Source organism: Niveibacterium sp. COAC-50 (assembly GCF_013184235.1).
GTDB lineage: Bacteria > Pseudomonadota > Gammaproteobacteria > Burkholderiales > Rhodocyclaceae > Niveibacterium > Niveibacterium microcysteis.
Genome location: NZ_JABCJM010000002.1, coordinates 981,319 through 1,005,463, shown reverse-complemented (window position 1 = coordinate 1,005,463; position 24,145 = coordinate 981,319). Strand labels below are relative to the sequence as shown.

Annotated in this window: 17 protein-coding genes; 14 read left to right on the top strand and 3 right to left on the bottom strand. The window is 65.1% G+C overall.

Going from position 1 to position 24,145, the window contains the following annotated elements:
- Positions 1 to 5 precede the first annotated feature (5 nt).
- Genes HH302_RS12115 through HH302_RS12100 form a run of 4 tightly spaced genes read left to right on the top strand, consistent with a single transcriptional unit; the run spans position 6 to position 4,081 of the window.
- Positions 6 to 1,763 carry a VWA domain-containing protein gene (locus tag HH302_RS12115; RefSeq protein ID WP_172202418.1) on the top strand — a complete coding sequence of 586 codons (1,758 nt, stop codon included), beginning with the start codon at positions 6 to 8 and terminating at the stop codon, positions 1,761 to 1,763.
- 4 nt (positions 1,764 to 1,767) lie between these two features.
- A complete protein-coding gene (locus HH302_RS12110) occupies positions 1,768 to 2,502 on the top strand; it encodes an RNA polymerase sigma factor (protein ID WP_216661879.1) in 735 nt (244 codons plus the stop codon).
- Positions 2,499 to 3,425 carry a hypothetical protein gene (locus tag HH302_RS12105; RefSeq protein WP_172202417.1) on the top strand — a complete coding sequence of 309 codons (927 nt, stop codon included), beginning with the start codon at positions 2,499 to 2,501 and terminating at the stop codon, positions 3,423 to 3,425. Before HH302_RS12110 ends, HH302_RS12105 begins: the two co-directional genes overlap by 4 nt.
- A 35-nt stretch (positions 3,426 to 3,460) precedes the next feature.
- On the top strand, positions 3,461 to 4,081 hold the full coding sequence (locus tag HH302_RS12100) for a carbonic anhydrase (protein WP_172202416.1): 621 nt from the start codon (positions 3,461 to 3,463) through the stop codon (positions 4,079 to 4,081).
- 9 nt (positions 4,082 to 4,090) lie between these two features.
- On the opposite strand, the gene HH302_RS12095 is transcribed toward HH302_RS12100, so the two are convergent.
- Positions 4,091 to 9,040 carry a tetratricopeptide repeat protein gene (locus HH302_RS12095; RefSeq protein WP_172202415.1) on the bottom strand — a complete coding sequence of 1,650 codons (4,950 nt, stop codon included), beginning with the start codon at positions 9,038 to 9,040 and terminating at the stop codon, positions 4,091 to 4,093.
- A gap of 150 nt (positions 9,041 to 9,190) precedes the next feature.
- On the opposite strand from HH302_RS12095, the gene ettA reads away from it, so the two are divergent.
- The 3 genes from ettA to HH302_RS12080 all read left to right on the top strand — a co-directional run bounded on the left by ettA (position 9,191) and on the right by HH302_RS12080 (position 12,808).
- Complete coding sequence (gene ettA, locus HH302_RS12090) at positions 9,191 to 10,855, top strand: energy-dependent translational throttle protein EttA (RefSeq protein ID WP_172202414.1); 1,665 nt, start codon at positions 9,191 to 9,193, stop codon at positions 10,853 to 10,855.
- 28 nt (positions 10,856 to 10,883) lie between these two features.
- Positions 10,884 to 11,906 carry a hypothetical protein gene (locus tag HH302_RS12085; RefSeq protein ID WP_172202413.1) on the top strand — a complete coding sequence of 341 codons (1,023 nt, stop codon included), beginning with the start codon at positions 10,884 to 10,886 and terminating at the stop codon, positions 11,904 to 11,906.
- A 146-nt stretch (positions 11,907 to 12,052) separates the two neighbouring features.
- Positions 12,053 to 12,808 carry a hypothetical protein gene (locus HH302_RS12080; RefSeq protein ID WP_172202412.1) on the top strand — a complete coding sequence of 252 codons (756 nt, stop codon included), beginning with the start codon at positions 12,053 to 12,055 and terminating at the stop codon, positions 12,806 to 12,808.
- A 227-nt stretch (positions 12,809 to 13,035) separates the two neighbouring features.
- On the opposite strand, the gene HH302_RS12075 is transcribed toward HH302_RS12080, so the two are convergent.
- Positions 13,036 to 13,311 carry a type II toxin-antitoxin system HicA family toxin gene (locus tag HH302_RS12075; RefSeq protein WP_172202411.1) on the bottom strand — a complete coding sequence of 92 codons (276 nt, stop codon included), beginning with the start codon at positions 13,309 to 13,311 and terminating at the stop codon, positions 13,036 to 13,038.
- Positions 13,312 to 13,693: 382 nt separating this feature from the next.
- On the opposite strand from HH302_RS12075, the gene katG reads away from it, so the two are divergent.
- The 3 genes from katG (at position 13,694) to HH302_RS12060 (ending at position 19,184) form a co-directional block, all read left to right on the top strand.
- Positions 13,694 to 15,898, top strand: a complete 2,205-nt coding sequence (katG, locus tag HH302_RS12070; protein ID WP_172202410.1) for a catalase/peroxidase HPI — start codon at positions 13,694 to 13,696, stop codon at positions 15,896 to 15,898.
- A 231-nt stretch (positions 15,899 to 16,129) separates the two neighbouring features.
- Positions 16,130 to 16,741, top strand: coding sequence for a hypothetical protein (locus tag HH302_RS12065; protein WP_172202409.1), 612 nt, complete (start codon positions 16,130 to 16,132; stop codon positions 16,739 to 16,741).
- Between the two features lie 58 nt (positions 16,742 to 16,799).
- Positions 16,800 to 19,184, top strand: coding sequence for a transglycosylase domain-containing protein (locus tag HH302_RS12060; protein WP_371814713.1), 2,385 nt, complete (start codon positions 16,800 to 16,802; stop codon positions 19,182 to 19,184).
- Positions 19,185 to 19,286: 102 nt separating this feature from the next.
- On the opposite strand, the gene HH302_RS12055 is transcribed toward HH302_RS12060, so the two are convergent.
- Positions 19,287 to 20,204, bottom strand: coding sequence for a LysR family transcriptional regulator (locus HH302_RS12055; RefSeq protein WP_172202408.1), 918 nt, complete (start codon positions 20,202 to 20,204; stop codon positions 19,287 to 19,289).
- A 137-nt stretch (positions 20,205 to 20,341) separates the two neighbouring features.
- On the opposite strand from HH302_RS12055, the gene HH302_RS12050 reads away from it, so the two are divergent.
- The 4 genes from HH302_RS12050 to HH302_RS12035 all read left to right on the top strand — a co-directional run bounded on the left by HH302_RS12050 (position 20,342) and on the right by HH302_RS12035 (position 24,120).
- Positions 20,342 to 21,280 carry an NADP-dependent oxidoreductase gene (locus HH302_RS12050; RefSeq protein WP_172202407.1) on the top strand — a complete coding sequence of 313 codons (939 nt, stop codon included), beginning with the start codon at positions 20,342 to 20,344 and terminating at the stop codon, positions 21,278 to 21,280.
- Between the two features lie 339 nt (positions 21,281 to 21,619).
- Positions 21,620 to 23,113: a multiheme c-type cytochrome gene (locus HH302_RS12045; RefSeq protein WP_172202406.1), complete on the top strand. Its 1,494-nt coding sequence runs from the start codon at positions 21,620 to 21,622 to the stop codon at positions 23,111 to 23,113.
- Positions 23,110 to 23,550, top strand: a complete 441-nt coding sequence (locus HH302_RS12040; protein WP_172202405.1) for a tetratricopeptide repeat protein — start codon at positions 23,110 to 23,112, stop codon at positions 23,548 to 23,550. The genes HH302_RS12045 and HH302_RS12040 overlap by 4 nt, the downstream gene beginning before the upstream one ends.
- A 159-nt stretch (positions 23,551 to 23,709) precedes the next feature.
- Positions 23,710 to 24,120 carry a hypothetical protein gene (locus HH302_RS12035; protein ID WP_172202404.1) on the top strand — a complete coding sequence of 137 codons (411 nt, stop codon included), beginning with the start codon at positions 23,710 to 23,712 and terminating at the stop codon, positions 24,118 to 24,120.
- The last annotated feature ends 25 nt before the right edge of the window (positions 24,121 to 24,145 follow it).

Here is a 24,145-nt window from a genome sequence, read left to right as displayed (position 1 = left end):
CTCACATGACCCGCAACACCCTTTCCCGCCCAGCCCACCTCCACGCCCGCAACGCGACCTTGCTCGCCGCGCTTGCGGTGCTGACCACCGCGTGCGGCACCAATGGCCTGTCGACCGCGGCAGAGCAGGACGCTGGCACCAACAATGCACAAGCCACGGCCAAGGCTGATGCCGTGCGCGCCGAATCAGCCGTACGCGCGGGCGCCGAGCAGAAGCGCCGCGCCGAAACGCGCGAGGCCGTCGCTGCGCCGGCGCCGCTCGCCAAAGCGGTGATGGCGCAGCCGACGCTGATGGCGATGCCCGCGCCGATGCCGGCCGAAGATCGCGAGCGCTACAACCCGATCAAGGACAACGGCGTCGTCGCCGCGGCCGAGCAGCCCTTCTCCACCTTCTCGATCGATGTGGATACGGGCGCCTACGCGAACGTGCGCCGCTTCCTGAACGAGGGCCGCCTGCCGGCGCCCGATGCGGTGCGCGTGGAAGAACTGATCAACTACTTCCCCTACCAGTACGCCGAGCCGCGTGTCGTAGACGGCAAGCGCCCGCCCTTCGGTGTCACCACCGAGGTCGCCGCCTCACCGTGGAACAAGGACACCCTGCTGCTGCGCGTCGGCATCAAGGCCTTCGACAAGCCGCGCGCCACGCTGCCGCCAAGCAATCTGGTATTCCTCGTCGACGTGTCGGGCTCGATGGAGTCGCCGGACAAACTGCCGCTGCTGAAGAACGCGCTGAAGCTGATGGTGGAGAGCTTGCGGCCGGAGGACCATGTCTCGCTCGTCACCTACGCCAGTGGCACGCGCGTCGTGCTACCGCCCACCGCGGGCAGCGACAAGGCGACGATCCGCATGGCGATCGATCAGCTCGTCGCGGGTGGTTCCACCGCCGGTGCAGCCGGCATTCAGCTCGCCTACCAGATGGCGCAGCAGGGCTATGTGAAGGACGGCATCAACCGCATCCTGCTGGCCACCGACGGTGACTTCAACGTCGGCGTCACTGACTTCTCGCAGCTCAAGGGCATGGTCGCCGAAAAGCGCAAGAGCGGCATCTCGCTCTCCACGCTGGGCTTTGGCACCGGCAACTACAACGACGCGATGATGGAACAGGTGGCCGACGCGGGCGACGGCAACTACTCGTACATCGACACCTTGAACGAAGCGCAGAAGGTGCTCGTCGAGGAAGCCAGCTCCACGCTGTCGGTCGTCGCGCGCGACGTGAAGATCCAGATGGAGTTCAACCCCGGCGTGGTCGCCGAGTACCGGCTGATCGGCTACGAAAACCGCACCCTGGCGCGCGAGGACTTCCGCAACGACAAGGTCGATGCCGGTGAGATCGGCGCCGGCCACACCGTCACCGCGCTGTATGAAGTCGCGCTGGTCGGCAAGCCCGGCCTGCTCGGTGAATCGCGTTACGGCGGTGGCAAGCCGGTGGCGAAGACCACGCTCCATGCCGATGAGCTCGGCATGCTGCGCCTGCGCTACAAGGGCACCGCCGGCGACGCTGCACAGGAGATCGCCACGCCGGTGAAACGCAGCCTCACCGCGGCAAGCGAAGACCTGCGCTTCGCCGCCGCGGTCGCCGCCTTTGGCCAGCAACTGCGCGGCGGCAAGTACCTCGGCAGCTTCGGTTACCCGCAGATCGAAGCGCTTGCCGCGAACGCAAAAGGCAGCGACCGCTTTGGCTACCGCGGCGAGTTCGTCCGTCTGGTGAAGCTCGCCAGCGCGCTGTCGACGAAGGCGCCGGAACAGGTGAGCGTCGCGCAGTGATCGAATGCAGGTTGGCGCTGAGCGCAGCGAAGCCCAAGGGCTTCGTCATCCAAGCTTGATGTCAGGCTTCGCGTTGCTCAGCACCAACCTACATACCTCGACCCAGGTGGCGGCGGAACCGGCGGCGGTATACTCGGCCGCCATGCCCGACTCCGCCGCACACTCCGCCACCGACAGCGACGAAGCGCTGATGCTCGCGTTCGCGGCGGGCGACATGGCGGCGTTCGATGCGCTGTATGCGCGGCACAAACGGGGGCTGTATGCCTTTGTGGCACGCCTGCTGATCGGCCAGGGGATTGCCGTGGATGACGTGTTCCAGGATGTGTGGCTGTCGGTCGCCAAGGCGCGTGCGCAGTACCGCCCCACCGCGCAGTTCCGCACCTGGCTGTTCCAGATCGCGCGCAACCGCACGATCGATCTGCTGCGCGAGAAGCGCCCGGCGCTTGCAAGCGAGCTCCAAGCCCACGACGACGACGGCGACCCCTTCGACACGATCGCCGATTCCGATACGCCCACGCCGGATATCGCACTGGACCGCAGCCGGAAAGCCGCCGCCATCGCGCGTGCCCTGGCGGCGCTGCCGGCGGTGCAGCGCGAAGCCTTCCTGCTGCGCGAGCACAGCGAATTACCGCTGGAAGAGGTGGCACGTTTGACCGGCGTGAATGTCGAAACCGCAAAGAGCCGGCTGCGTTATGCCGTTGCAAAACTGAGGGCCGCCTTGCGCGGCATCTGGCCATGACCCGCCCCACCGAATCCGCTGACCACGTCGACGCGGGCGCACTGCACGAAGTGCAGGACGCCTACCGCGCGCTGCCGCCGGCCGAACCGGGGGCGGCACTCGATGCGCAGGTGCGCGCCGCAGTGGCGGCTGAACTCGCCAAGGCGGGCACCGTCGAGACAGATGCCCCCGCCTCTGCCGCAAAGGTGATCGAGTTTCCGTGGTGGCGCCGCGCATCGCTGCCGCTCGCCGCCGCTGCCACGCTGATGCTCGCGGTTGGTGTAGGGCGGATGTGGTTCGTCGAAGGGATGTCGGAACGCGCGCCTGACACCCCCTACCCGGCACCGCCCGCGGCAGTGCAGGAGGCGGCGCCCACCGCCGCCGATGCAGCCCAAGCACCCGCTGCACCGGCCGCTGCCGAACCGCGCACGACCGAGATGCAACAGCCGGCTGCACAAGCCGACGCAGCCCCCAAGCAAGCGATTGCCGACGCACCGCCGTCAGCGAAGAGCGCGGCGCGGAAAGCTGACGCCGAGACCGCCGAAGACGCCGTGATCTTCCGCGGTGTCGAACTTGCTGCACCGCCGCCGCCCGCGGAAGCTGAGGCCAAGCGCGAAGCCGCCGCACAGGCCGACAGCACCCGTCGCGAACGCAGCGCCGAATCGCTCAACGCCGCGCCCGCCGCCGCAGCGCCAGCACCCGCCCAAGGCGCAAAACCCGCCGCAGAAGCGCCCGCCGCCAAGCTGATGCAGAAACGCGCGTCGGCAAGCGATACGCCAAGCGCAGAGGACAGCCAGACCTTCGAAGACATCCGCCGCCTGCTGCGCGAGCAACGTCACGATGAAGCGCGCGCCCAGCTCAAACGCTGGCGCGAAGCGCACCCCGGCGTTACGCTTCCGGAAGATCTGCGCGCCCTCGCTGCCGAACTCGATCGCGCGCCCTGAGCCCGGCTACCGCCGGGCACTACCGGGAGCCCGCCATGCCAGATTCGCACACCCGCCCGAGCTTCACCGCCGATCAGGCGCTCGAACGTCTGAAGGCCGGCAACGAACGCTTTCTCGCCGGCAAGGCGAAGTTCCCCACGGTGCAGAAGGAAGTGCTCGCCGATCTCGCCAAGGGGCAGGCGCCGTACGCAACGATCCTGGGCTGTAGCGACAGCCGCGTACCGCCCGAGCTGGTATTCGACGCCGGCTTCGGCGAGCTGTTCATCATCCGTGTCGCCGGCAATGTGCTCGGCCCGACCATCGCCGGCACGCTGCAATACGCCGGCACGCATCTGCATACACCGCTATTCGTGGTGATGGGGCATGAAGGCTGCGGCGCGGTGCAAGCGGCGCTGGCAAGCAAGTTTCACGGCGTGGAGCACCGCCAGCACATCGAAACGGTGCTCGACATCATCGAGCCCGCCCTCGCCGGCCTCGATCCCAAGCTCCCCGCCGACGAGCTGATGCGCGCCGCCGTGGAAGCCAACGTACGCTGGGCCGTGCGGCAAATCAGCGAGTCGCCCGAAGGCCACCTCACGCTCTCGCGCGGCGACATCCGCCTCGTCGGCGCGATCTATGAAATCGAAACGGGGCGGGTGCGCTTCCTCGACGACTGAAGCCTTGGATCAAGCCAGAAGCAGGACGTAGAGGTAGTACGGACGCTTCCACCACGGCACCAGCCGCAGCAACTGACCGCCAAGGCGGCTGCGCAGCATGCGCAGACCCGGCGTCGCGTCACCGCGTTTCCCGGCGCGCAGGAAGGCCGCTTCGGCGTAGGCCGGCGCGCGCTTCGCCACCGCGACAGCCCAGGCCTGGAGCAGATCAGCAATCGGATGCATGTAATGCCGCTGCGGAACGTCACCGGCGCTCGCAAGTGAGCGCTCGGCCTCCGGATGTGCACCGCGCAGCGCCGCATCGGCTGCCATCCAGAGGTGCCCCGCGCTATTGCGCGGCTCTTCGCTGAGCAGTGCGCGCACCACGCCCATCGCCGGCGCCACCTCTTGCTGCGCCATGTGGGCCAATGCGAGATTCTCCAACGCCCAAGTCGGGCGCTGCGCCCGTTCGGCCCAGTCTGCGTACCACTTCGCCGCGGCACGATAGCGGTCGAACTGAATGTGCGCCCAGCCGACCAGGCCCCAGCATTCCCCGTCGCGCTGCAGGCGCGTCTTGTGATCTCGCAACAACTGGTCAAACAGAAAGTGCTGTGAACGGCGCCCGGCGAAATTGACGAGCCCGCGCAGAAGCGCATGGCCCGGATCGTTCTCGATCAGTGGTCGCAGCTTGCCGTAGAGCGCATCGATTGGCTGCTTTCCGACCCTTGAGTCGAGCCACGCATCGACGGCACTCGCCGGGCAGTCACCCGCCTGTATCCGCTGGGTGATCAGGCTGTTGAGTTCGGCTTCCCAGCCCGCTTCCGCGATGGCGCGCACTGCATGGCCGCCAAATTGAGCGGCGTCGGTGGGGTGCCGTAGCGTTTCGCGTGCAGCGTCGAGCGCACGCATCTTGTCGCCACCGCGGACTGCAATCCGCGTGCGCAGCGCATCGATGCGCGCGGAGGCCGAATGGGGCGCATGCACATCGACGGCGAAACGTGCCTGCTCCAGCGCATCGTGGTCCAGGCCAAGCGTTGCGAGATGGACAGCAGCGAAACCATAGGACGGGTCGAGCTCCAGTGCGCGGCGGAAGTCCGCCATGGCGCCCTTCGGGTCGCCGTGCTTCATCCGCGCATGGCCATGGTAGCCATGCGCCTGTGCATAGTTGGGGGCCAGTCGCAGCAAATGCTCGCTGCACTCCAGGTACTCTTCGTTGCGATCGTCCTCGTCGGCCCAGTCGGCGAGTTCGCGCCACAAGGGGTAGCGATTACCGTCCCGCGCCAGCAATGCGCGCATCGCCTCGCGCGCTGGCTTGGTCTTGCCACGGGCGCGAAGCGTCCTGGCGCCAAACACCCGTAAGTCGAAGGGCGCCGATTCTCCCCAAGGCGTTTCGGCCAGCAGGGCATCGAGCTCGTCGAATCGTTTCAGCCTCAGCAAGGCCGCGAACCGCGCGATCCAGTTGCGCAGGTGGCGCGGGTCGATTCCAAGCCCATGCTCGGCAGCCGCCAAAGCGGCACTGGCATCGGTCGCGAGCTCCGCTTTCACCGCCCACACCGTAGGATCACCCGGCCGCGCTTGCAGCACCTCTTCGATCAGTCCGCTGAAATCGCCCGTGCGGCCGGTTGCAGAGAACAGCCGGCGAGCGGTCTCCCAAACCCAGGTCGGCGCCGGATCGCTGCGCAGCGACGCGATCACCGCTTCGATGGCCTCATCGGGGCGCCCAAGGCGCTCCAGCAGCCAGCCGAGCAACGCGCGCAGGTCGGGGTTCTCGTCGCCGCGAGTCAGCGCGTGACGCAGCACCCGTTCCGCACGGTCAAGGTCGCGGCCGGATTCGACCACCCGGTCGACGTACTCCCGCACCACCGGCCCCCAGGCGGGCGCGATCACGAGTGCGGACTCGAGACTGGCCAGCGCACGCTCGCGCTCGCCCTGCAGCATGTAAGCGCGTGCGTGCTCGTAGTGCAGGCGTGGCAAACGCGTGAATCGCCCGGCCGCTTCGCTCAGGATCACCAGCGCTTCTGAGCTGCGGCCCATGTCAGAAAGCTGTGCGGCCACGGCCACCCAGGCGTGCCACAGGTCAGGGCGAACTTTCAAGGCATAGCGAAGCGCTTCGAGCAGCGCCTCCGGCTCCAGCGTGCGCTGCGCCGCTGCGCGATAGTTGAGCAGGCCGTCACCCAACGTGACCTGGCGCAGCAGTTCATCCCACACGAACTCAAGTGCGGCGCGCCGCGACTCCAGCGTGGGTGCGCCGTCAACCAGGGTATCGACGGCGAATCCGTCGTCGATGTTGCAGCGAATCGCGGCACGCAGATGGGGCTCTGCCGCGGCATAGCCCTCGGTGCGCTGCGCCAGAAAGGCCATCGTTGCGTGAGACGACGACTGCGTCGGCGCACGCGCAAGCGCATCGGCCGCAAACGGCCGTGCCTCGTCAAAGCGCCGTTGCCGTGTGAGGTGGTTGGCCAGTTCGCGAAGCACCCAGACGTCGCCCGGGTGATGGGCCGCCATGTCGCGGAGCACCGCTTCCTTCGCCGCCGGATCAGTGTCGCCAATCCATTCGTAATGCAGCCGGCTGAGCCCCGGGTTGCGCGGGAACTGGGCGCATGCCTGCCGCAGCCAGGCGAGCGCCGCATCGTTGCCTTGCAGGCGCGCACGCAACGACGCCACCATGCGATGCAGCCGCAAGTCGAGCGGCTCCAGTGCAGCGGCCTCTTCGGCATGCTTGAGCGCTTCGTCGAGTCGCGTATCCGAGTTGGCGACGAGCGCGCGCACACGCAACACCGCGGCGCGGCGTACCGATTTCCCTATCCGGTCGACGATCGCCTGCGCGGTGTGGATCTGGCCGTAACGCAAGCGGGCCTCGGCACAGAAGAGCAGCAAATCGGTGTCAGCCGGATGCGCCGCGAGGGCGGCATCCAGCACCGAAAATGCCTCGTCAACGCGTTCCAGCGCATCCAGATGTTCAAACAGCGTGCGTGCCGGCTGAGACGATTTCGCACCGAGCCTTGCGACACGCGCCTGCAAGAACGCCAACCCTTGCGCCGAAGCGCCAGCGATGTGGCAAGCCCGCATGTAGCTGGATGCGTAGTGTTCGTTCGTGTCTTGCAGCGTGGCCGCGAAGCGGTAGTACGGCAAGGCGTCACGCGGCGTGCCGTCGGCCCAGACCAGCATGCCCTTCTGCAGCCACAACGCCGCGTCCGCAGGTGCGCGACGGAATGCGCGCTCCATCTCGCGGTGGGCGGCCGGCACACGCCGGCCGTCTTCCGCCAGCCGCTCTGCGTAGCGCGTCAGCACATGGGCGTCGGGTCCGGCGCTCCGCGCCAGCGATTCAAGCCACTCGAACTGCTGCGTATGTTCGCCAAGGTTCCAAAGCGTAGCGGCCTTCGCAAGCTGCAGGTTGGTGTCGGTCGGGTAGAGCGCGAGCAGGGCCTCGGTCTGCTCCAGGCCACGCGGTTCATCGGCGTCGTAGTAGGCGAGCATGCGCTGCGCGTTGATCGCGAGCCTGTGGCCGCCCGCTCGCCCGCTCAGCGTGTTCGCCTCCGCCAGCGCAGCATCACGGTCGTGCCGGGCGAGTGCGGCCGCCATGCGGTAATACAGATCCCACAGGTCGACGTCAGGCAATGCAATGCCGTCCAGCAAGGTTGCCTTGGCCGACGGCACCATCACCATGGCGCGCGGCCCGTAGGCGCGCTGAACGTCAATCAGCGAAACCACCTCAAATTCAGCATGGGTGGGCTGGAAGGGGTCGCGGATCAGCAGCGAGTTGCGCAGCAGGTCGTAGCCGATGACCGCCTGCAGATGGCCGCTGCTGGTGAAGGTCGTGGTCAGCGTGAAGGGGATGCCGGCGTCAATCAGCGCCCGGGCGCTGTCCCAATCAAGCGTGAACTCGCGCGCAACGAAGTCGTTGTCCTGTGCCCACTGCCGCTCGGCCAGGTGGCTTGTGCCGTCGTAGCAGATCGCCTCGGCCACTTCCAGGTGGTCGGCTTCGCGCCCCCAGTAGCGCGCAAGCGCCGTCAGCGTTGCCGGCGCGCAGGTCATCCAATGCTGGCGCACGAAGCTCACCGGCAGCTTCACGCGTCGTTGCATCGGATGCCCATCTGCCGCCGCGATACGATCTGCGATCGGGGGATAGAACTCACCCTCCGCAGCGCGGCACTCACGCGCCGCGACCGCCCAATCGCTGCGCAGCAGCGCGATGTCCGCCCGCCGCGCCGCCAGCCAGCGGCGATTGAACTTGTCCGCGAGTGGCCGCAGCGATTCGATGCGGTCCAGCACCACCGCCGCCTCTTCGTCGCGGCCGTGTTCCTCGAGCAACATGAACAGGTGAGCCCCGAGATCAGCGCAAGTCTTTGCTGCAAACGCATCGCGCAACAGCGCGATCGCCGCGTCGGCGTCGCCCCGCAGCGCAAGCAGCAAGGCTTTGGGTTGCAGCGCGCTGCGATAGCCGGGGCTCAGCGCGAGCGCATGGTCGGCTGCCGCCATCGCCTCGTCGTAGCGATCCGCCATTTGAAGCGTGTAGGCCCGCTCGGCCCACAGCCAGGCATTGTTCGGGGCGATGGCAATGGCGCGTTCGAAGCAGGCATCGGCCGCTTCAAAGTCACGCAGCGTCGCGAACAGGAACGATTCCAGCCCGAGGAATTCCGCGCGTTCCGCTTCTGGCGCGTCATCGGGCAACTGCAGCCGCGAGCGCCACTTCCAGCCGCGATACGGCCCCGTGCGATACACCTGATGGCGGAACATCGCCACGCGCGCCCCGGGGTGATCGCGATGCGATCGCCAAACCCGGATCGACAGCGCATCGCCCGGGCGGTCCGCACCGAGGTTTCGCATCAGCCGTGCAAGCACGAGCTGCGCCTCGGGGTCCTGCCGAAGTTTCAGCGCATCGAAGTGTTGATAAGCCTGCAGGCATTGGCCGGCATCGAGGAGAGCCTCCACATCGGCAAGCAGGTCGGGCGTCTGGGGCGCGGGAGCGTGGCTGTTCATCATGGCGAGGCATGTTATCGGCCTATTCGCCGGCGGCCGGCTTGAGCACGGCTCAAAGCCCGCAAGATTTCACAAATGCTTGCGCACTCCCCGCAATTGCGTGGCAGGCGGGTAAACTGGCGGCCTTCAATCGAACTACCGGAAGTCGCCCGAATGGCCCAGTACGTCATGTCGATGCTGCGCGTGAACAAGATCGTTCCGCCCAAGCGTCAGATCATCAAGGACATCTCCCTTTCCTTCTTCCCCGGCGCCAAGATCGGCCTGCTGGGCCTCAACGGCTCGGGCAAGTCGACGGTGCTGCGCATCATGGCCGGCGCCGACAAGGAATACGACGGCGAGGTGCAGTGGCAGCCCAACATGAGCATCGGCTACCTGCCGCAGGAGCCCGAGCTCGACGCCAACAAGACGGTGCGTGAGGAAGTCGAATCCGCACTGGGCGAGATCATGGAAGCGAAGACCAAGCTCGAAGAGGTGTACGCCGCCTACGCCGAGCCGGACGCCGACTTCGACAAGCTCGCCGAGCTGCAGGCCAAGTACGAGAACATCATCGCCACCTCGGGTGCCGACCTCGACACCCAGCTCGAAATCGCTGCCGACGCACTGCGCCTGCCGCCGTGGGACGCCAAGATCGGCCCGCTGTCCGGTGGCGAAAAGCGCCGCGTGGCGCTCGCCAAGCTGCTGCTCAGCAAGCCGGACATGCTGCTGCTCGACGAACCCACCAACCACCTCGACGCCGAATCGGTCGAGTGGCTGGAACAGTTCCTCGTACGCTTCCCCGGCACCGTGGTCGCCGTGACCCACGACCGCTACTTCCTCGACAACGCCGCCGAGTGGATCCTCGAACTGGACCGCGGCGAAGGCATCCCCTGGAAAGGCAACTACTCCAGCTGGCTCGAGCAGAAGGGCGCCCGCCTTGCGCAGGAGCAAAAGCAGGAAGACGCCCACCGCAAGGCGATGAAGGAAGAACTCGAATGGGTGCGCCAGGGCGCCAAGGCCCGTCAGGCCAAGAGCAAGGCGCGTCTGGCCCGCTACGAGGAAATGTCCAACGTCGAATACCAGAAGCGCAACGAGACCCACGAGATCTTCATCCCGCCGGGCGAGCGCCTCGGCAACCAGGTCATCGAGTTCAAGGATGTCTCCAAGGGTTTCGGTGATCGCCTGCTGATCGACAAGCTCAACTTCAGCATCCCGCCCGGCGCCATCGTCGGCGTGATCGGCCCGAACGGCGCCGGTAAGTCCACACTGTTCCGCATGATCATGGGCAAGGAACAGCCGGATTCGGGCGAAGTGATCATCGGCCAGACCGTGAAGCTCGCCGCCGTCGACCAGACCCGCGAGGGCCTGGACGCCGACAAGACGGTGTTCGAAGCCATCGCCGGCGGCGCCGACGTGCTGACCGTGGGCAAGTTCGAAATGCCCAGCCGCGCCTACATCGGCCGCTTCAACTTCAAGGGCGGCGACCAGCAGAAGATCGTCGGCAAGCTCTCCGGCGGTGAACGTGGCCGCCTGCACCTGGCGAAGACGCTGATCGCCGGCGCCAACGTGCTGCTGCTCGACGAACCGTCAAACGACCTCGACGTTGAAACGCTGCGTGCGCTGGAAGACGCGCTGCTGGAATTCTCCGGCTGCGTGCTCGTCACCTCGCACGACCGCTGGTTCCTCGACCGCATCGCCACCCACATCCTCGCCGCCGAAGGCGATTCGCAATGGACCTTCTTCAACGGTAACTACCACGAGTACGAAGAAGACAAGAAGAAGCGACTCGGTGAAGAAGGCGCGAAGCCGAAGCGGATTCGGTACAAGCCGATCAGTCGTTAAACCGACGGACCACCTACAGGATGCCGAGATGAAAGTACTGAGCGTAGATTACGACGAGGTCGTGAGGAGCACATTCATCACGGCGTCCACTACCTATGAATACGCAATTGATAAGCTTGTCCCGTTGATTGGGCGGCTAGAAATTCAGCGAGAGTTGCAGAGTTACAAGTTCTATGAGCGACTGGCAAAGGATATTGTCAAGGGGTGCATCATGCCCCCTTTGACAATCGCCATCATCGACAGCGATCCGCCGACTGCCGATGTAGCCGCTATTGGTGACTATATCGATGAAAACATAGGCAACTTCTTCATTCTCGATGGAATGCAGCGTCTAAATACCATCCGACGCGCTGCAGCAGACAGTGTTGGCGACTTCCCCCTAAATCGTCCCTTGTTTGTAAACGCGCTGATCTGCAAATCAATGGATTTGCTGCTGTACAGGATGATCACACTGAATAACGGCCAGAAGCCTATGACAGCGCGGCATCAAATTGAGATAATCGCGTCCAATGTCTACGATTTCGAAGAGTCGGATATTCCTCTTCAGGCAGAGAAGAGGAAGCCGGGCCAGAAGCGGCTCCGTGGAGCATTCAAGAAAGTCGACCTTATTAAGGCCTATTTAGCCTTCCTAACCGGAAGCGTCAATATAGACAACGAGAAGATCATTCAGGAAAAAATGGATGAGCTAATCGCGACTAAAATCATGGACTCCGACTTGGGTGAATCGGAGTCTGAGTTCGACGACGTAGTGGATTTGATTAGCGCCTGGACGGCTAACGAGCGAATAAAGAACTGGTTGCTAGTTCAGAACAATCTAATTGGTTTTAGTGCCGGCGCAAAGAAAGGTTTGCCCGCTCTGAACACCTGCAGTCCTGCTGACTTCATGTCCTCCGTGGAGGTCTTTGAGAAAGCCTTTTCCGGGATTGACGTTTCCAAGATCCGGCTAGGGATGGCGAGGAGAAAGGCAGTGGAGCATTTCATCCAGAATTACAGCAAACTGTCAATATTGGATGACTCGGAATTGCTCGACACAATCTCTTGTGTCATCTAATGAGATCTGCACGCGAAAGCGAAGCGTTTGATGAGGTAACCCTCACCGAGGCGACGTTGCTCGCCGACTGGTCGCGTTACAGACGTAGATCTGGTTCCGTTTCTCCGGCATTTGGCCTATGTCGCCTTCTTCTCGGTGGAGTGGCCGTGAGATTCGACGGCCATGAATTCGCTCAGATGGTGAATTACATGGCCGTGGGGGCCGTACAGGGCGCGGCCCTTTCTTTGCATGACCGAGTTAAGGCCGCGCTCCCGACCTTGGGGATACAGGATCGAAACGGCGATTTTCTGCTGTATAGCGCGATGCCTGCGGTTCGAAAGTACTTGTCCGATCCCGGAGGGAATCACAGTTTTTTTACTTCGCTCCTAGACGAGGTAGCCAGAGCGGTGGTTTGTCTTGACCTCGAGCGAGGGCTTTCGGCCTTTGTGCACCTATATCGAGCACTTGAGAAACTTAGCTTCGCTTTTCCGCTCTATCACGCCCGTCAAAATGCTTCATACATGAAGGCATACGATCAGCTAAAGGGCTACTTTAAGGGAGGAGAGTTAGAGTTTTGTTCCAATTTCTCACGACAACTCTTGAGTAGAGACCCCTTGCTTGCCGGCGAGGTTTGTCGGATGGAGTTTAACGACCCTATCTCGCCACGGATCGTTGCATACATAAATGAAAAGAATAGGCAGGCGACGGTAAGTGGCGGGCAATCGATCGATGTTTGCTTGAAGGATGCGTTCGACTTTCTCGTTACATTGAGAAACCATTATTTTCATCACCTAGCCGGGAGCAACTACAGCCTTGACTCACGTGACGTGCCGCGTCCAGATGTTTTTTTTCTACATCCGACGAGGGTTGGTTTGAGATTGATCGGGGCGATCTTTTCGAAGATGGTAGAGGACTCCGTCTAGCGCGCAGACGCTTCGGATATGCTGATGACTACTCACGCTGCCGTCGAGGGGTCCGGATTTCGGCGGATGCCGGTACGCGCAGATTGCATCACATGTGTCGTTGGTCCGGGATTTGCTGCGCTACATCCGGTCAGCAAGTAGCCCGGATGACGGCGTAAGCCGGAATCCGGGGCTTTCGTCAGGCGCGCCGCCACTCCCGATGTGAGGCTGAGCCTTGCAAGCGGCTGTTATCCGTCCGCCTCGTAAGTTCCCGGCGTCACCCCGCCGCGCGCGAGCACTTCGCGCAGATGCTTCACCGCTTGCGGTGCCAACGTGTTGCTGTGGTGCGGGTGGTGGACGATTTCTTCGGCGCGGCCGAGCTTGACGCGGATGCGCGCGCCGGACAGCGGTTCGAGCTCGGCGCCAACGTGGCGCAGCAGCGATTCGATGTCGCGCCAGTGCAGGTTGGCGCTGGGCGGGTCGTGGAAGATGGTGCGCAGCAGCTGGGCGTGGCGGTGACTCATGGTGTACCCCCGGGTTGGGTGCCGACGCCCCGCACCGATATCGGCGGGCTGGGGCCAAGGCACATCGAAGACATTGCGGCCGTAGTCGGCATTCACCTTACTGCGGGCGACCTGCCTAATCTGTGGCCCGGATCAAATCTTGTGCCGTGAATCCGGGGGTTGGCATCACGCGGAACGCTGCGACCAGATGCCGCTGCACTGCGGGCGCGGTTGGGGGCAAATTGCCCGGTCGAGCGCGCTCATTCGGACTATCCAGCTTCGCGCCTTCGATAGCAGGAATCAATCTTCATGATGGTCGAAATTCAATGGATGGTGCAGGCCTCGGCGACTACGCTTTGAAGCCAGACCCACCCCTTCATCGGCTTTCACGGAGACAGCGACCATGAGCAGCGAACAGAAATGCCCCTTCGGCCACGGCTCCCGCACCACGCCCGCCCGGCAATCGAACCGCGACTGGTGGCCTAACCAGTTGAACCTGTCGATCCTGCACCAGCACGCGCCGGCCTCGAACCCGATGGACGCGGGCTTCGACTACGCCGAGGCGTTCAGGAAGATCGACTACGCGGCGCTGAAGGCCGACCTCAAGGCGCTGATGACCGACTCGCAGGACTGGTGGCCGGCCGACTGGGGCCACTACGGCGGCCTGATGATCCGCATGGCCTGGCATAGCGCCGGCACCTACCGCACGGCAGACGGCCGCGGTGGTGCGGGCACCGGCAACCAGCGCTTCGCGCCGATCAACAGCTGGCCGGACAACGGCAACCTTGACAAGGCGCGCCGCCTGCTGTGGCCGATCAAGCAGAAGTACGGCAACGCCATCTCCTGGGCGGATCTGATGATCCTCGCCGGCAACGTCGCGCTGGAATCGATGGGCTTCAAGACCTTCGGCTTCGGCGGCGGCCGCGCCGACATCTGGCAGCCGGAAGAGGACATCTACTGGGGCGCGGAGACGGAATGGCTCGCGACCTCGGATAAGCCGAACAGCCGTTACTCCGGCAACCGCGAACTCGCGAACCCGTTGGCCGCGGTGCAGATGGGCCTGATCTATGTGAACCCGGAAGGGCCGGACGGCAAGCCGGACCCGGTGGCGAGCGGCCGCGATGTGCGCGAGACCTTCGCCCGCATGGCGATGAACGATGAGGAGACCGTGGCACTGGTCGCCGGTGGCCACACCTTCGGCAAGGCGCACGGCGCGGGTGACCCGGCGCTGGTCGGCCCCGCCCCGGAAGCCGCACCGATCGAAGCGCAGGGCTTTGGCTGGATCAACCAGCTCGGCTCTGGCCGCGGCATGCACACCACCACCAGCGGCATCGAAGGTGCCTGGAAGCCCAACCCCACCACCTGGGACAACGGCTACTTCGACATGCTCTTCGGCTACGAGTGGGAACTCACGAAGAGCCCGGCCGGCGCACACCAGTGGGTGGCGAAGAACTGCAAGCCGGAGCACATGATCCCCGACGCGCATGACCCGTCGAAGAAGCATCCGCCGATGATGACCACGGCCGATTTGTCGCTGCGCTTCGACCCGATCTACGAAAAGATCTCGCGCCGCTTCCACCAGGACCCGGCCGCGTTCGCCGACGCCTTCGCCCGCGCCTGGTTCAAGCTCACGCACCGCGACATGGGGCCGAAGGGCCGCTACCTCGGGCCGGAAGTGCCGAGTGAGGATCTGATCTGGCAAGACCCGATTCCGGCGGTGGATCACCCGCTGATCGACGCCGCCGATGTGGCCGCCTTGAAGGCGAAGATCCTCGCCTCGGGCCTGACGACGGCGGAGCTGGTCTACACCGCGTGGTCGTCGGCGGCGAGCTTCCGTGGCTCGGACAAGCGCGGCGGCGCGAACGGTGCGCGTATCCGCCTCGCGCCACAGAAGGATTGGGAAGCGAACCAGCCGGCGCAGCTTGCGAAGGTGCTGGGCGTGCTCGAAGGCATTCAGCGCGATTTCAACGCGGCAGCGAGCGGTGGCAAACGAGTCTCGCTCGCCGACCTGATCGTGCTGGCCGGTTCGGCGGCGGTGGAGGCCGCCGCGAAGGCTGCGGGCCACGCGATCGAAGTGCCCTTCGCACCCGGCCGCATGGACGCGACCGAGGCGCAGACCGATGCCGCATCGTTCGAACCGCTGGAGCCGCAGGCCGATGGCTTCCGCAACTACCAGAAGGCGCAGTACCGCGTGCCGGCCGAGGAGTTGCTGGTCGACAAGGCGCAGCTGCTCACGCTCTCCGCACCTGAGATGACGGTGCTCGTCGGTGGCCTGCGTGCACTCGGCGCGAACTACGGCGGGTCGAAGGACGGCGTGTTCACACAGCGCCCCGGCCTGCTCACCAACGACTTCTTCACCCACCTGCTCGACATGGGCACGGTGTGGACGCCAGTCGATGAAAGCGCCCAACGCTTCGAAGGCCGCGACCGCCGCACCGGCGCCGTGAAATGGACCGGCACCCGCGTGGATCTGGTGTTCGGCTCCAACTCGCAGCTGCGCGCGCTGGCCGAGGTGTACGCGCAAAGCGATGCGAGCGAGAAGTTCGTACGCGACTTCGTCGTCGCGTGGGTGAAGGTGATGAATCTGGATCGGTTTGATCTGAAGTAGACCGAGCGATGCCATGTAACCACGGCCATCGTCATGCCCAAAGCCCGCCGCAAGGCGGGCTTTCTCGTGCACGCCGGTGTTAGAGGCGCGGTGACCAAACGGGCAGTCAGATCAGGATCGGCGGCGACTGATACGCATCATGTCACCGCGCCCAGGCCGACGCCACAATCCGCGCTGCGATCGCGGCACACTCAGCGCCGTGACGAACTATTCGACCACGAGTGAGACAAGATGAAATACCTATCCTGTTTGATGTGCGCCGCCGCTCTGCTGTTGAGCGGCTGTGCTTCCAGCCTAATGAAGCCGGGTGACGAGAAGTCGATTGCTGCGCTGCCCGAGCAGCGTGCCCGCGTGGTGTTCCTGAGGCCCTCTGCCCTCGGTGGTGCGATCCAAGCTTCGGTGTTCGATGTGACTGACGGCAAGCCCGGTTTCATTGGCGTCAGTTCGGTGGGCACCAAGGTCGTCTATGACACAGCGCCGGGCAAGCACCGGTTCATGGTGGTATCGGAAGCGGCGGACTTTCTCGATGCCAATCTGACCGCTGGCAAGACCTACTACGCCATCGTTGCGCCACGCATGGGCATGTGGAAGGCGCGCTTCTCGCTGTGGCCGGTCAAGGCTGATCCGAAAGCCCACTACAGCCTGGCGGGAACCGAGTTTCCGGGCTGGGTGCAGCAGGGCAAGCTGGTTCTCAACACGCCCGAAGGTGAGCAGTGGGCGAAGGCGAACGCTGCGGACATCCAAGGCAAGTACAACGCCTACATGAAGGTGTGGGATGCCAAGAGCGCCGAAGCACTAGAGAAGCGGGCACTTGATCCGGAAGACGGCGTTTCAGCCAAGTAAATCGACAGACGAACTGGTCCGCGCATAATGCGCGGGCCTCCAGGATCCGCTGCCTACCGTGCCCCCAAACTTGCCGCCCCAATTTGTCCCCCAGCTCAGATCCGCTCTGGAAGCGCTGTGGCAACGCCTGCGCCACCCGCACCGGCGCGATGTGCTGATCGCGCTCGCGGCACCGCCTGCGCTGCTGCTGGCATGGGTGCTGGTGCTGGTGCCCTTCACGCCGGGGATCTCGGATATCCGCAAGGCGCGCGAAGAAGCGCCGACGCAGGTGCTGACGTCCGACGGCAAACCGCTTGCCGAGTTCAAGCGCGGCAACCGCGACTGGGTGCCCTTGGATGCGATTTCGCCGCGGGTGATCGATGCGTTGATCGCAACTGAGGACAAGCGTTTCTATGACCACCACGGCATCGACTTTCGCCGCCTGGTCGGGGCGACGCTGGCAACCTTGCAAGGCGACACGCAGGGCGGCTCCACGATCACGCAGCAGTTGGCGCGCAACCTGTTCCCGGAAGAAATCGGGCGTCGCCAGAACATCACTCGCAAGATCAAGGAAGCGATCACCGCGCTGAAGATCGAGGCGCTGTATTCGAAGCAGCAGATCCTCGAGACCTATCTCAACACGGTGCCCTTCCTCTACAACGCCTACGGCATCGACATGGCGGCGCGCACCTACTTCGGCAAGCCGGCGCGCGAGCTGGATATATCCGAGAGCGCGACGCTGATCGGCATGTTGAAGGGCACCAGCTACTACAACCCGGTGCTGAACCCGGACCGCGCGCGCGAGCGGCGCAACGTGGTGCTGGCGCTGATGGCGAAGCAGGACAAGCTCTCGGCGGAGCGCTACGAAGCGCTCGCCAGACGGCCGCTGAGGCTGGATTTCGAACGTCAGTCGGCCGAACCCGGCGACGCGCCCCACTTCACCGTGCAGTTGAAGCGTTGGCTGATCGACTGGGCCGACCAGCACGACTACAACATCTACACCGATGGGTTGGTGGTGCGCACCACAATCGATTCGCGCCTGCAGGGTTTTGCAGCGCGCGCAGTGGAGCAACGCACGCGCGCCCTGCAGAGTATCGCCAACAGCGCGTGGGGCGGCCAGTGGCGTGCCGGCAATCGCACGGTCGAAGCGCTGGTGCGTGACAGCGCTGCGTTCGCAGCGGCCACCGCTGCAGGCGAATCGGCGGACGAGGCCCTCAAGCGGCTGCTGCGCGACACCGACTTCATGCGGCAGCTGCGTGAGGAGAAGACACGTATCGAAGCCGGCTTCCTCGCGATCGATCCTCGCAGCGGCGCGATCCTCGCATGGGTTGGCAGTCGCGACTTCGCGGTCGACGCTTTCGATCATGTGCGCCAGGCGCGCCGCCAACCGGGCTCCACCTTCAAGCCCTTCGTCTACGGCGCCGCCTTCGAGCGTGGCGCCAAGCCGGACGACACCTTCGTCGACGCCCCGGTGCAGATACCGCTGCCCGGTGGCGAGGTGTGGGAACCGGACGACGCTGAGCCGCCGACCGGCGAGCCGATGACGCTCGCCACCGCGCTCGCGCTATCGCGCAACCGCATCACCGCACAGGTGATGCAACAGGTGGGCCCAGCGCGCGTCGCCAAGCTCGCGCGCGCGATGGGCGTGCGCGAAAGCAAGCTCGACGAGGTGCCCTCGCTGGCACTCGGAACCAGCCCGGTGACGCTGTACGAAATGGTCAGCGCTTACGCCACCATCGCGAACGCCGGCCACTACCTCGCACCGGCCATGGTGCTGCGCATCGAGAACCGCAAGGGCGAAGTACTGGAGGAATTCCGCCCGGCGGACCCGGAGCGCGCGATTTCCGCAGAGGCTGAAGACACCCTGCTCGACGCGATGCGCGGTGTCGTGCAGCGCGGCACCGGCAGTGCCATCCGCGGCCGCTTCGGTGTGCGTGGCGACCTCGCCGGCAAAACCGGCACCACGCAGGACAACACAGACGGCTGGTTCATCCTGATGCATCCACAACTCGTAGCGGGCGCGTGGGTCGGCTTCAACGACGCGCGCATTACGCTGCGCAGCAACTACTGGGGCCAGGGCGCGCACAGCGCGCTGCCGATGGTCGGCGACTTCTTCTCACGCGCGCAGAACGCCCGCCTGATCGACAGCAACGCCCGTTTCGTGCGCGCGCAAGACGCAACACTCAGCGGCCGCCTGCACGCGTGGTACCAATCGCTGTTCGGCGAAGCGCCTACGACGGAGGCCTCGGCGCCGCGGCCGCGGCCGATCGAACCACCCGCAGCGCAGAGCGAGCCCCCGGCGGCCGAGGCGTCTGCGCCCGCGGCTGAAGCGCCGATCGTCGATCAACCCGCAGCGTCGGAACCGGCAGCAAACGCCAGCGCCCCGCTGCCGCCAGCAGCGTCATCAGCACCCGTCGCGCCAATCGAACCACCGGCCGCCACGCAGTCGGCGCCGGCGAACTGAGCGGCGGGGCTGGCGACACAGCGGCTGATAACTGACCGGCGTCCCTGCACGTAGCCTTGATCTGCCGCAGCCCCGGATTGCGCGTCGCGGCATCCGGGCGATCTACGCATCGCCCAGCAGCGGCGCGAAGCGTTCGATCAGGTAGTCGACGAAGGCTTGCGTGCGCGCCGGCAGATGCTCGCGCGCCGGATAGACGGCGTACACCGGAAAACCCGGCGCGGGCGGGAAGTTGGGCAGCAGCGGTGTCAGCAGCCCGGCGGCGACCGGTGCGCGCACCAGTGCCTGGTCGATCAGCAACACGCCCATGCCGCCGATCGCGGCACTGACCAGCGCCGAAGCGTCGTTGATCACCAGCGGGCCTTGCACCGGATAGCGCTGCACTTCACCGCCGACGACGAAACCCCAGTTGTCGAGCCGATGCTTGCCGTTGCTGTAGAAAAGGCAGGCGTGGCCGGCCAGATCCTCGGGCCGTTTGGGCGTGCCATGGCGCGCGAGGTAGGCCGGGCTGGCAACGAGTGCCCAGGCCAGCTCGCCCAGCCTGCGCGCGACGAGCGAGGAATCGGGCAGATGGCCGATGCGGATCGCAACATCGACGCGCTCCGCAACCAGATCAACGAAGCGGTCTTCGAGGCCCAGCTCAAGTTCCAGCTCCGGGTAACGACGGTGGAATTCGGGTAGCAGCGGCACCAGCAGCTCGCGCCCGGCGGTGGCTGAGCAGCTCACACGCAGCTTGCCGCGAACATGCTGGGCGTGTTCGGCGCTGAGCCCTTCGATGGCCTCCAACGCGGCCTCCACCCGCTGGGCTTCGCGCAGGATTTCTTCGCCGAGTTCGGTGAGCACCAGCTTGCGTGTGGTGCGCTGGATCAGACGCCCGCCGATCTGCGCCTCGAACGCGGCAACCTGCTTGCTCACCGCGGATCGGCTCAGGCCAAGCGCCTGCGCGGCGGCCGAAAAGCTGCCGCTGCGCGCCACACGTGCAAACAGCATGAGGCCGGGGATGCGTTCAAAGGGGATGGCCATGGTGATCGGGAGGCGCAATTCAAGCGCTAGATTGGTTCCTAGGAGGAAACAATCTAGTGCGCTACTGCGTGCTTATCAAGTGCCGATGGCGGGCCTATGCTGGCACCACATCGAACCCCAACTGCAAGGAAGCCGCCATGAACACCACCCATCTTGCCGCCGTCATCCACCGCTACGGTGACGCCGACGTGATCTCGCTCGAACAACGCCCGATGCCGCAGCCGGGGCCGGACGATGTGCTGGTCCGCATCCACGCCGCGAGCGTGAACCCGGTGGACTGGAAGATCCGCAAGGGCTACCTCAAGGACATGCTGCCGCATCAACTGCCGCTCACGCTGGGTTGGGACTTCGCCGGCGAGATTGTTGCCGTGGGTACGCAAGTCACCGGCTGGCAGATCGGCGACGCGGTGTTCGCCCGCCCCGATATCGTGCGTGACGGCAGCTATGCGGAATACATCGCGGTGCGTGCATCGGAGATCGCCCGCAAGCCGGCCTCGCTCAACTGGCAGGAAGCCGCCGCGGTACCGCTGGTTGCGCTCACCGCATGGCAATCCTTGTTCGAGATGGCGCAGCTGCAAGCCGGCGAACGCGTGCTGATCCATGCGGGCGCCGGCGGCGTGGGCAACTTCGCAATCCAGCTTGCCAAGGTTCGCGGCGCGCATGTGATTACCACCACCTCCACCGCAAACGTCGAGCTGGTGAAGTCGCTCGGCGCCGACGAGGTGATCGACTACACCAAGCAGGATTTCAGCACCCTGCGCGATCTCGACGTGGTCTTCGACACCCTCGGCGGCGATATCCAGCTGAAGTCGCTCGCGACGCTGCGCCGCGGCGGCCGCATCGTCACCATCGCAAGCCCGGTGGATGCCGCGCTGGCTGCGCAGCACGGCGTTACCCCGTTCTTCTGCTTCGTGCAGCCCAACGGCCCGCAACTGGCGGAGATTGGCCAGCTCGCCGATGCTGGCAAGCTGCGCGTGGTGATCGACAGCGTGTTCCCGCTCAGCGAGATCCGCGCCGCGCATGCCCGCAGCGAAACCGGCCGTGCCCGCGGCAAGATCGTGATTCAGGTGAGCTGAAGCAGCTTCGTTGCTACACGCGCGTACCGCGCCCGCTCGCCGCACATAGCGGGCACCTGAGCCCCTTGAGCCCGCCGCCTCTGCACAGGTGGCGGGCTCTTGTGCGTTCTGGATCGCGTTGCGGCGTTCGCTGCGGCGCCGCCACCTCACTTCATGACGGCCGCCCTACCGATGCAGCGGCGGCCGAGACCCCCTCCTCCACGCAAAGTTCCGGCGCCGCGTTTTGAAAATTGATATGCATCAAGGATGCAGAAAGCACCCAGGGCGTATTTAGCGGTACCCGGGGCTCCACAAGCATGTCGCCCCCTGATCAACCGTGCAGTCATCACTCAGGAAGGCATGAAAATGACCCCTCGTCGGATCGCCCTCGCGGGCTTGATCCTTGGCCTCTGCACCTTTTTCTCGCTCGGCGCGCAGGCGGCCGACGCGAAGGTGAAGAAATCGGCCACGGACATCGCCATCGGTAAGGAATGCGTGTCCTGCCACGCAGACGACAACCCCGGCCTCGTCGGTGAATGGAAGAAGAGTTCCCACGCGAAGCACAACGTCGACTGCTACGACTGCCACAAGGCGGCCGAAGGCACGCCCGGCGCCTACAAGCACCGCGAATACAAGGGCAAGCCGAACTTCATCACCACCGTGGTGAGTCCGAAGGTCTGCGCGACCTGCCACGAAAAGGAAGTCGAACAACAGCAACCCTCGCACCATGCGCTGGGCGGCCAGATCCTGGCGTCGCTAGACAACATCATGGGTGAAGTGATCGGCGGCCCGGCCGCGGTCACAGCCGGCTGCCTGCAGTGCCACGGCAGCAAGGTGGCGCTCGACGCGAACAATCGCCCGACGGCGCAAACCTGGCCGAACACCGGCATTGGCCGCATCAACCCCGATGGTTCGCTCGGCTCGTGCTCGGCCTGCCACAGCCGTCACCGCTTCTCGGCCGCGCAGGCGCGCGAGCCGGATACCTGCGGCAAGTGCCACCTCGGCCCCGATCATCCGCAGAAGGAGATCTACGAGGAATCCAAGCACGGCATCGCCTTCTCGGCACACAAGGAGGAGATGAATCTCAAGTCGAAGAAGTGGGTGGTCGGCAAGGACTACACCGCTGCACCGACCTGCGCGACCTGCCACATGAGCGCGACCGAGCGTCAGGAAGTCACGCACGATGTGGGCGAACGCATCTCCTGGACGCTGCGCCCGGCGGTGTCGGTCAAGCTCAACATGGTCCGCACCGACGACAAGAAGGCCTACGACCTGCCGGCGAGCATCGCGCTGCCGAAGGTGGGCGACACCTACAAGGGTGCCAAGGTCGTCGAAGTGATCACCTGGGAGAAGCGCCGCAAGAACATGCAGGACGTCTGTGTTGCGTGCCACACCAAGCGCCAGATCGAGGGCCACTACAAGCAGTTCGACGACGTGGTGGATCTCTACAACGACAAGTTCGCCAAGCCGATCGCCGCGATGATGGGCGAGCTGACCGCCAAGGGCTATGTCACGGCTGCGCCGTTCGACGAGAAGATCGAGTGGACCTGGTGGGAAATCTGGCACCACGAAGGCCGTCGTGCCCGCCATGGCGCCGCAATGATGGGCCCGGACTACACCTGGTGGAACGGCATCTATCAGGTTGCCCAGCGCACCTACTTCGAGTGGATCCCGCAGATGCGCGAGGCGGTCCGCAAGAAGGACGGCAACGAAGCCTTCGCCGATGCGCTGCTGCAGAAGTACTTCAAGCCGATCGAGGGCCACGACTGGTACTTCAACGGCATCAGCAAGGACGCCATCGAGAAGGTGCGTCAGGGCTATGAAGACCGCTACGGCAAGGGGGCACTGAAGTGAGGCTGCGCAGCATCCTCGCGGCGCTGCTCGTCGCCACCGCCAGCATAGCGGCGGTGGCGGCGGAGCCCGCGCCCACTTCGGCGGCAACACTGATCGCCCGCGCCGACAAGTACTGGACGGAAGGCAAGCTCGACAAGGCGGGTGAGAGCTTCGCCGCCGCCGTCGCGGCCGAGCCGAAGTCCAGCGCCACGCTGCTGCGCCTTGCCGGCTTCCAGCTCTCGCAGCAGGAGATCAGCAAGAGCGTCGCCACCTATCGGCAGGTGATCACGCTCGAGCCGAAGAACAGCAAAGCCTGGATCGGCATGGGGCTGGCCTACCTGCACAGCGGCGACACCGAACTCGCCCGTGCCGCACTGGACGAGGCGATTCGCGTCGATCCGGCGCGCAAGGAAAGCCTCAAGCCACTGCTGGCGAAGCTCGACGAGCGCAGCCACTGAAGCGCACTGGTGGTACTCAAGCCCCGGGCCCCGGCACAACCGGTCCCGGGGCTTTTCATTTCGCGCACGCCGCAACGCAGGCTCCGCTCAGCAGCTGGAACTTTCATCCGTCGCCCACCCTCTGAACGCGCAATAGCACTTGCATCGGAGGGCACAGCGATGAAAACAGTCTTGTGGTCGATCACCGCAGTCCTGGGTTTGCTCTGGAGCGGCGCCGTCGCGCTCGCGCATAGCCTCACGGCGTGGGCGGCAACCGCCGCTGGTACGGCAGATGCACAGACACTGGCCGCCATATTGCGAGACTGGCCGCTGCCAGCGTGGCTCGCATGGGCCGACCCGGCCATGCTGGAGTCGCTGCGAATGGCGCTATCCGCCGTGGGCACCGGCTTGGTCCTGAGCCAGCCCTGGATCGCCACCGCGATCGGCTGGATCGGGCCGGCACTGTGGCTCGTCTGGGCGCTCGGTATCGCCCTGCTGCTGGCGCTGGCCAGCATCGCTCATCTGCTGATCCATCGCCTGGCACCGCGCCCGAGCCTCGTGCATGCGGCTACCGGCGGCGCGAACCGCTAAGGGCGCGAAACCCGCTGAAACGTCC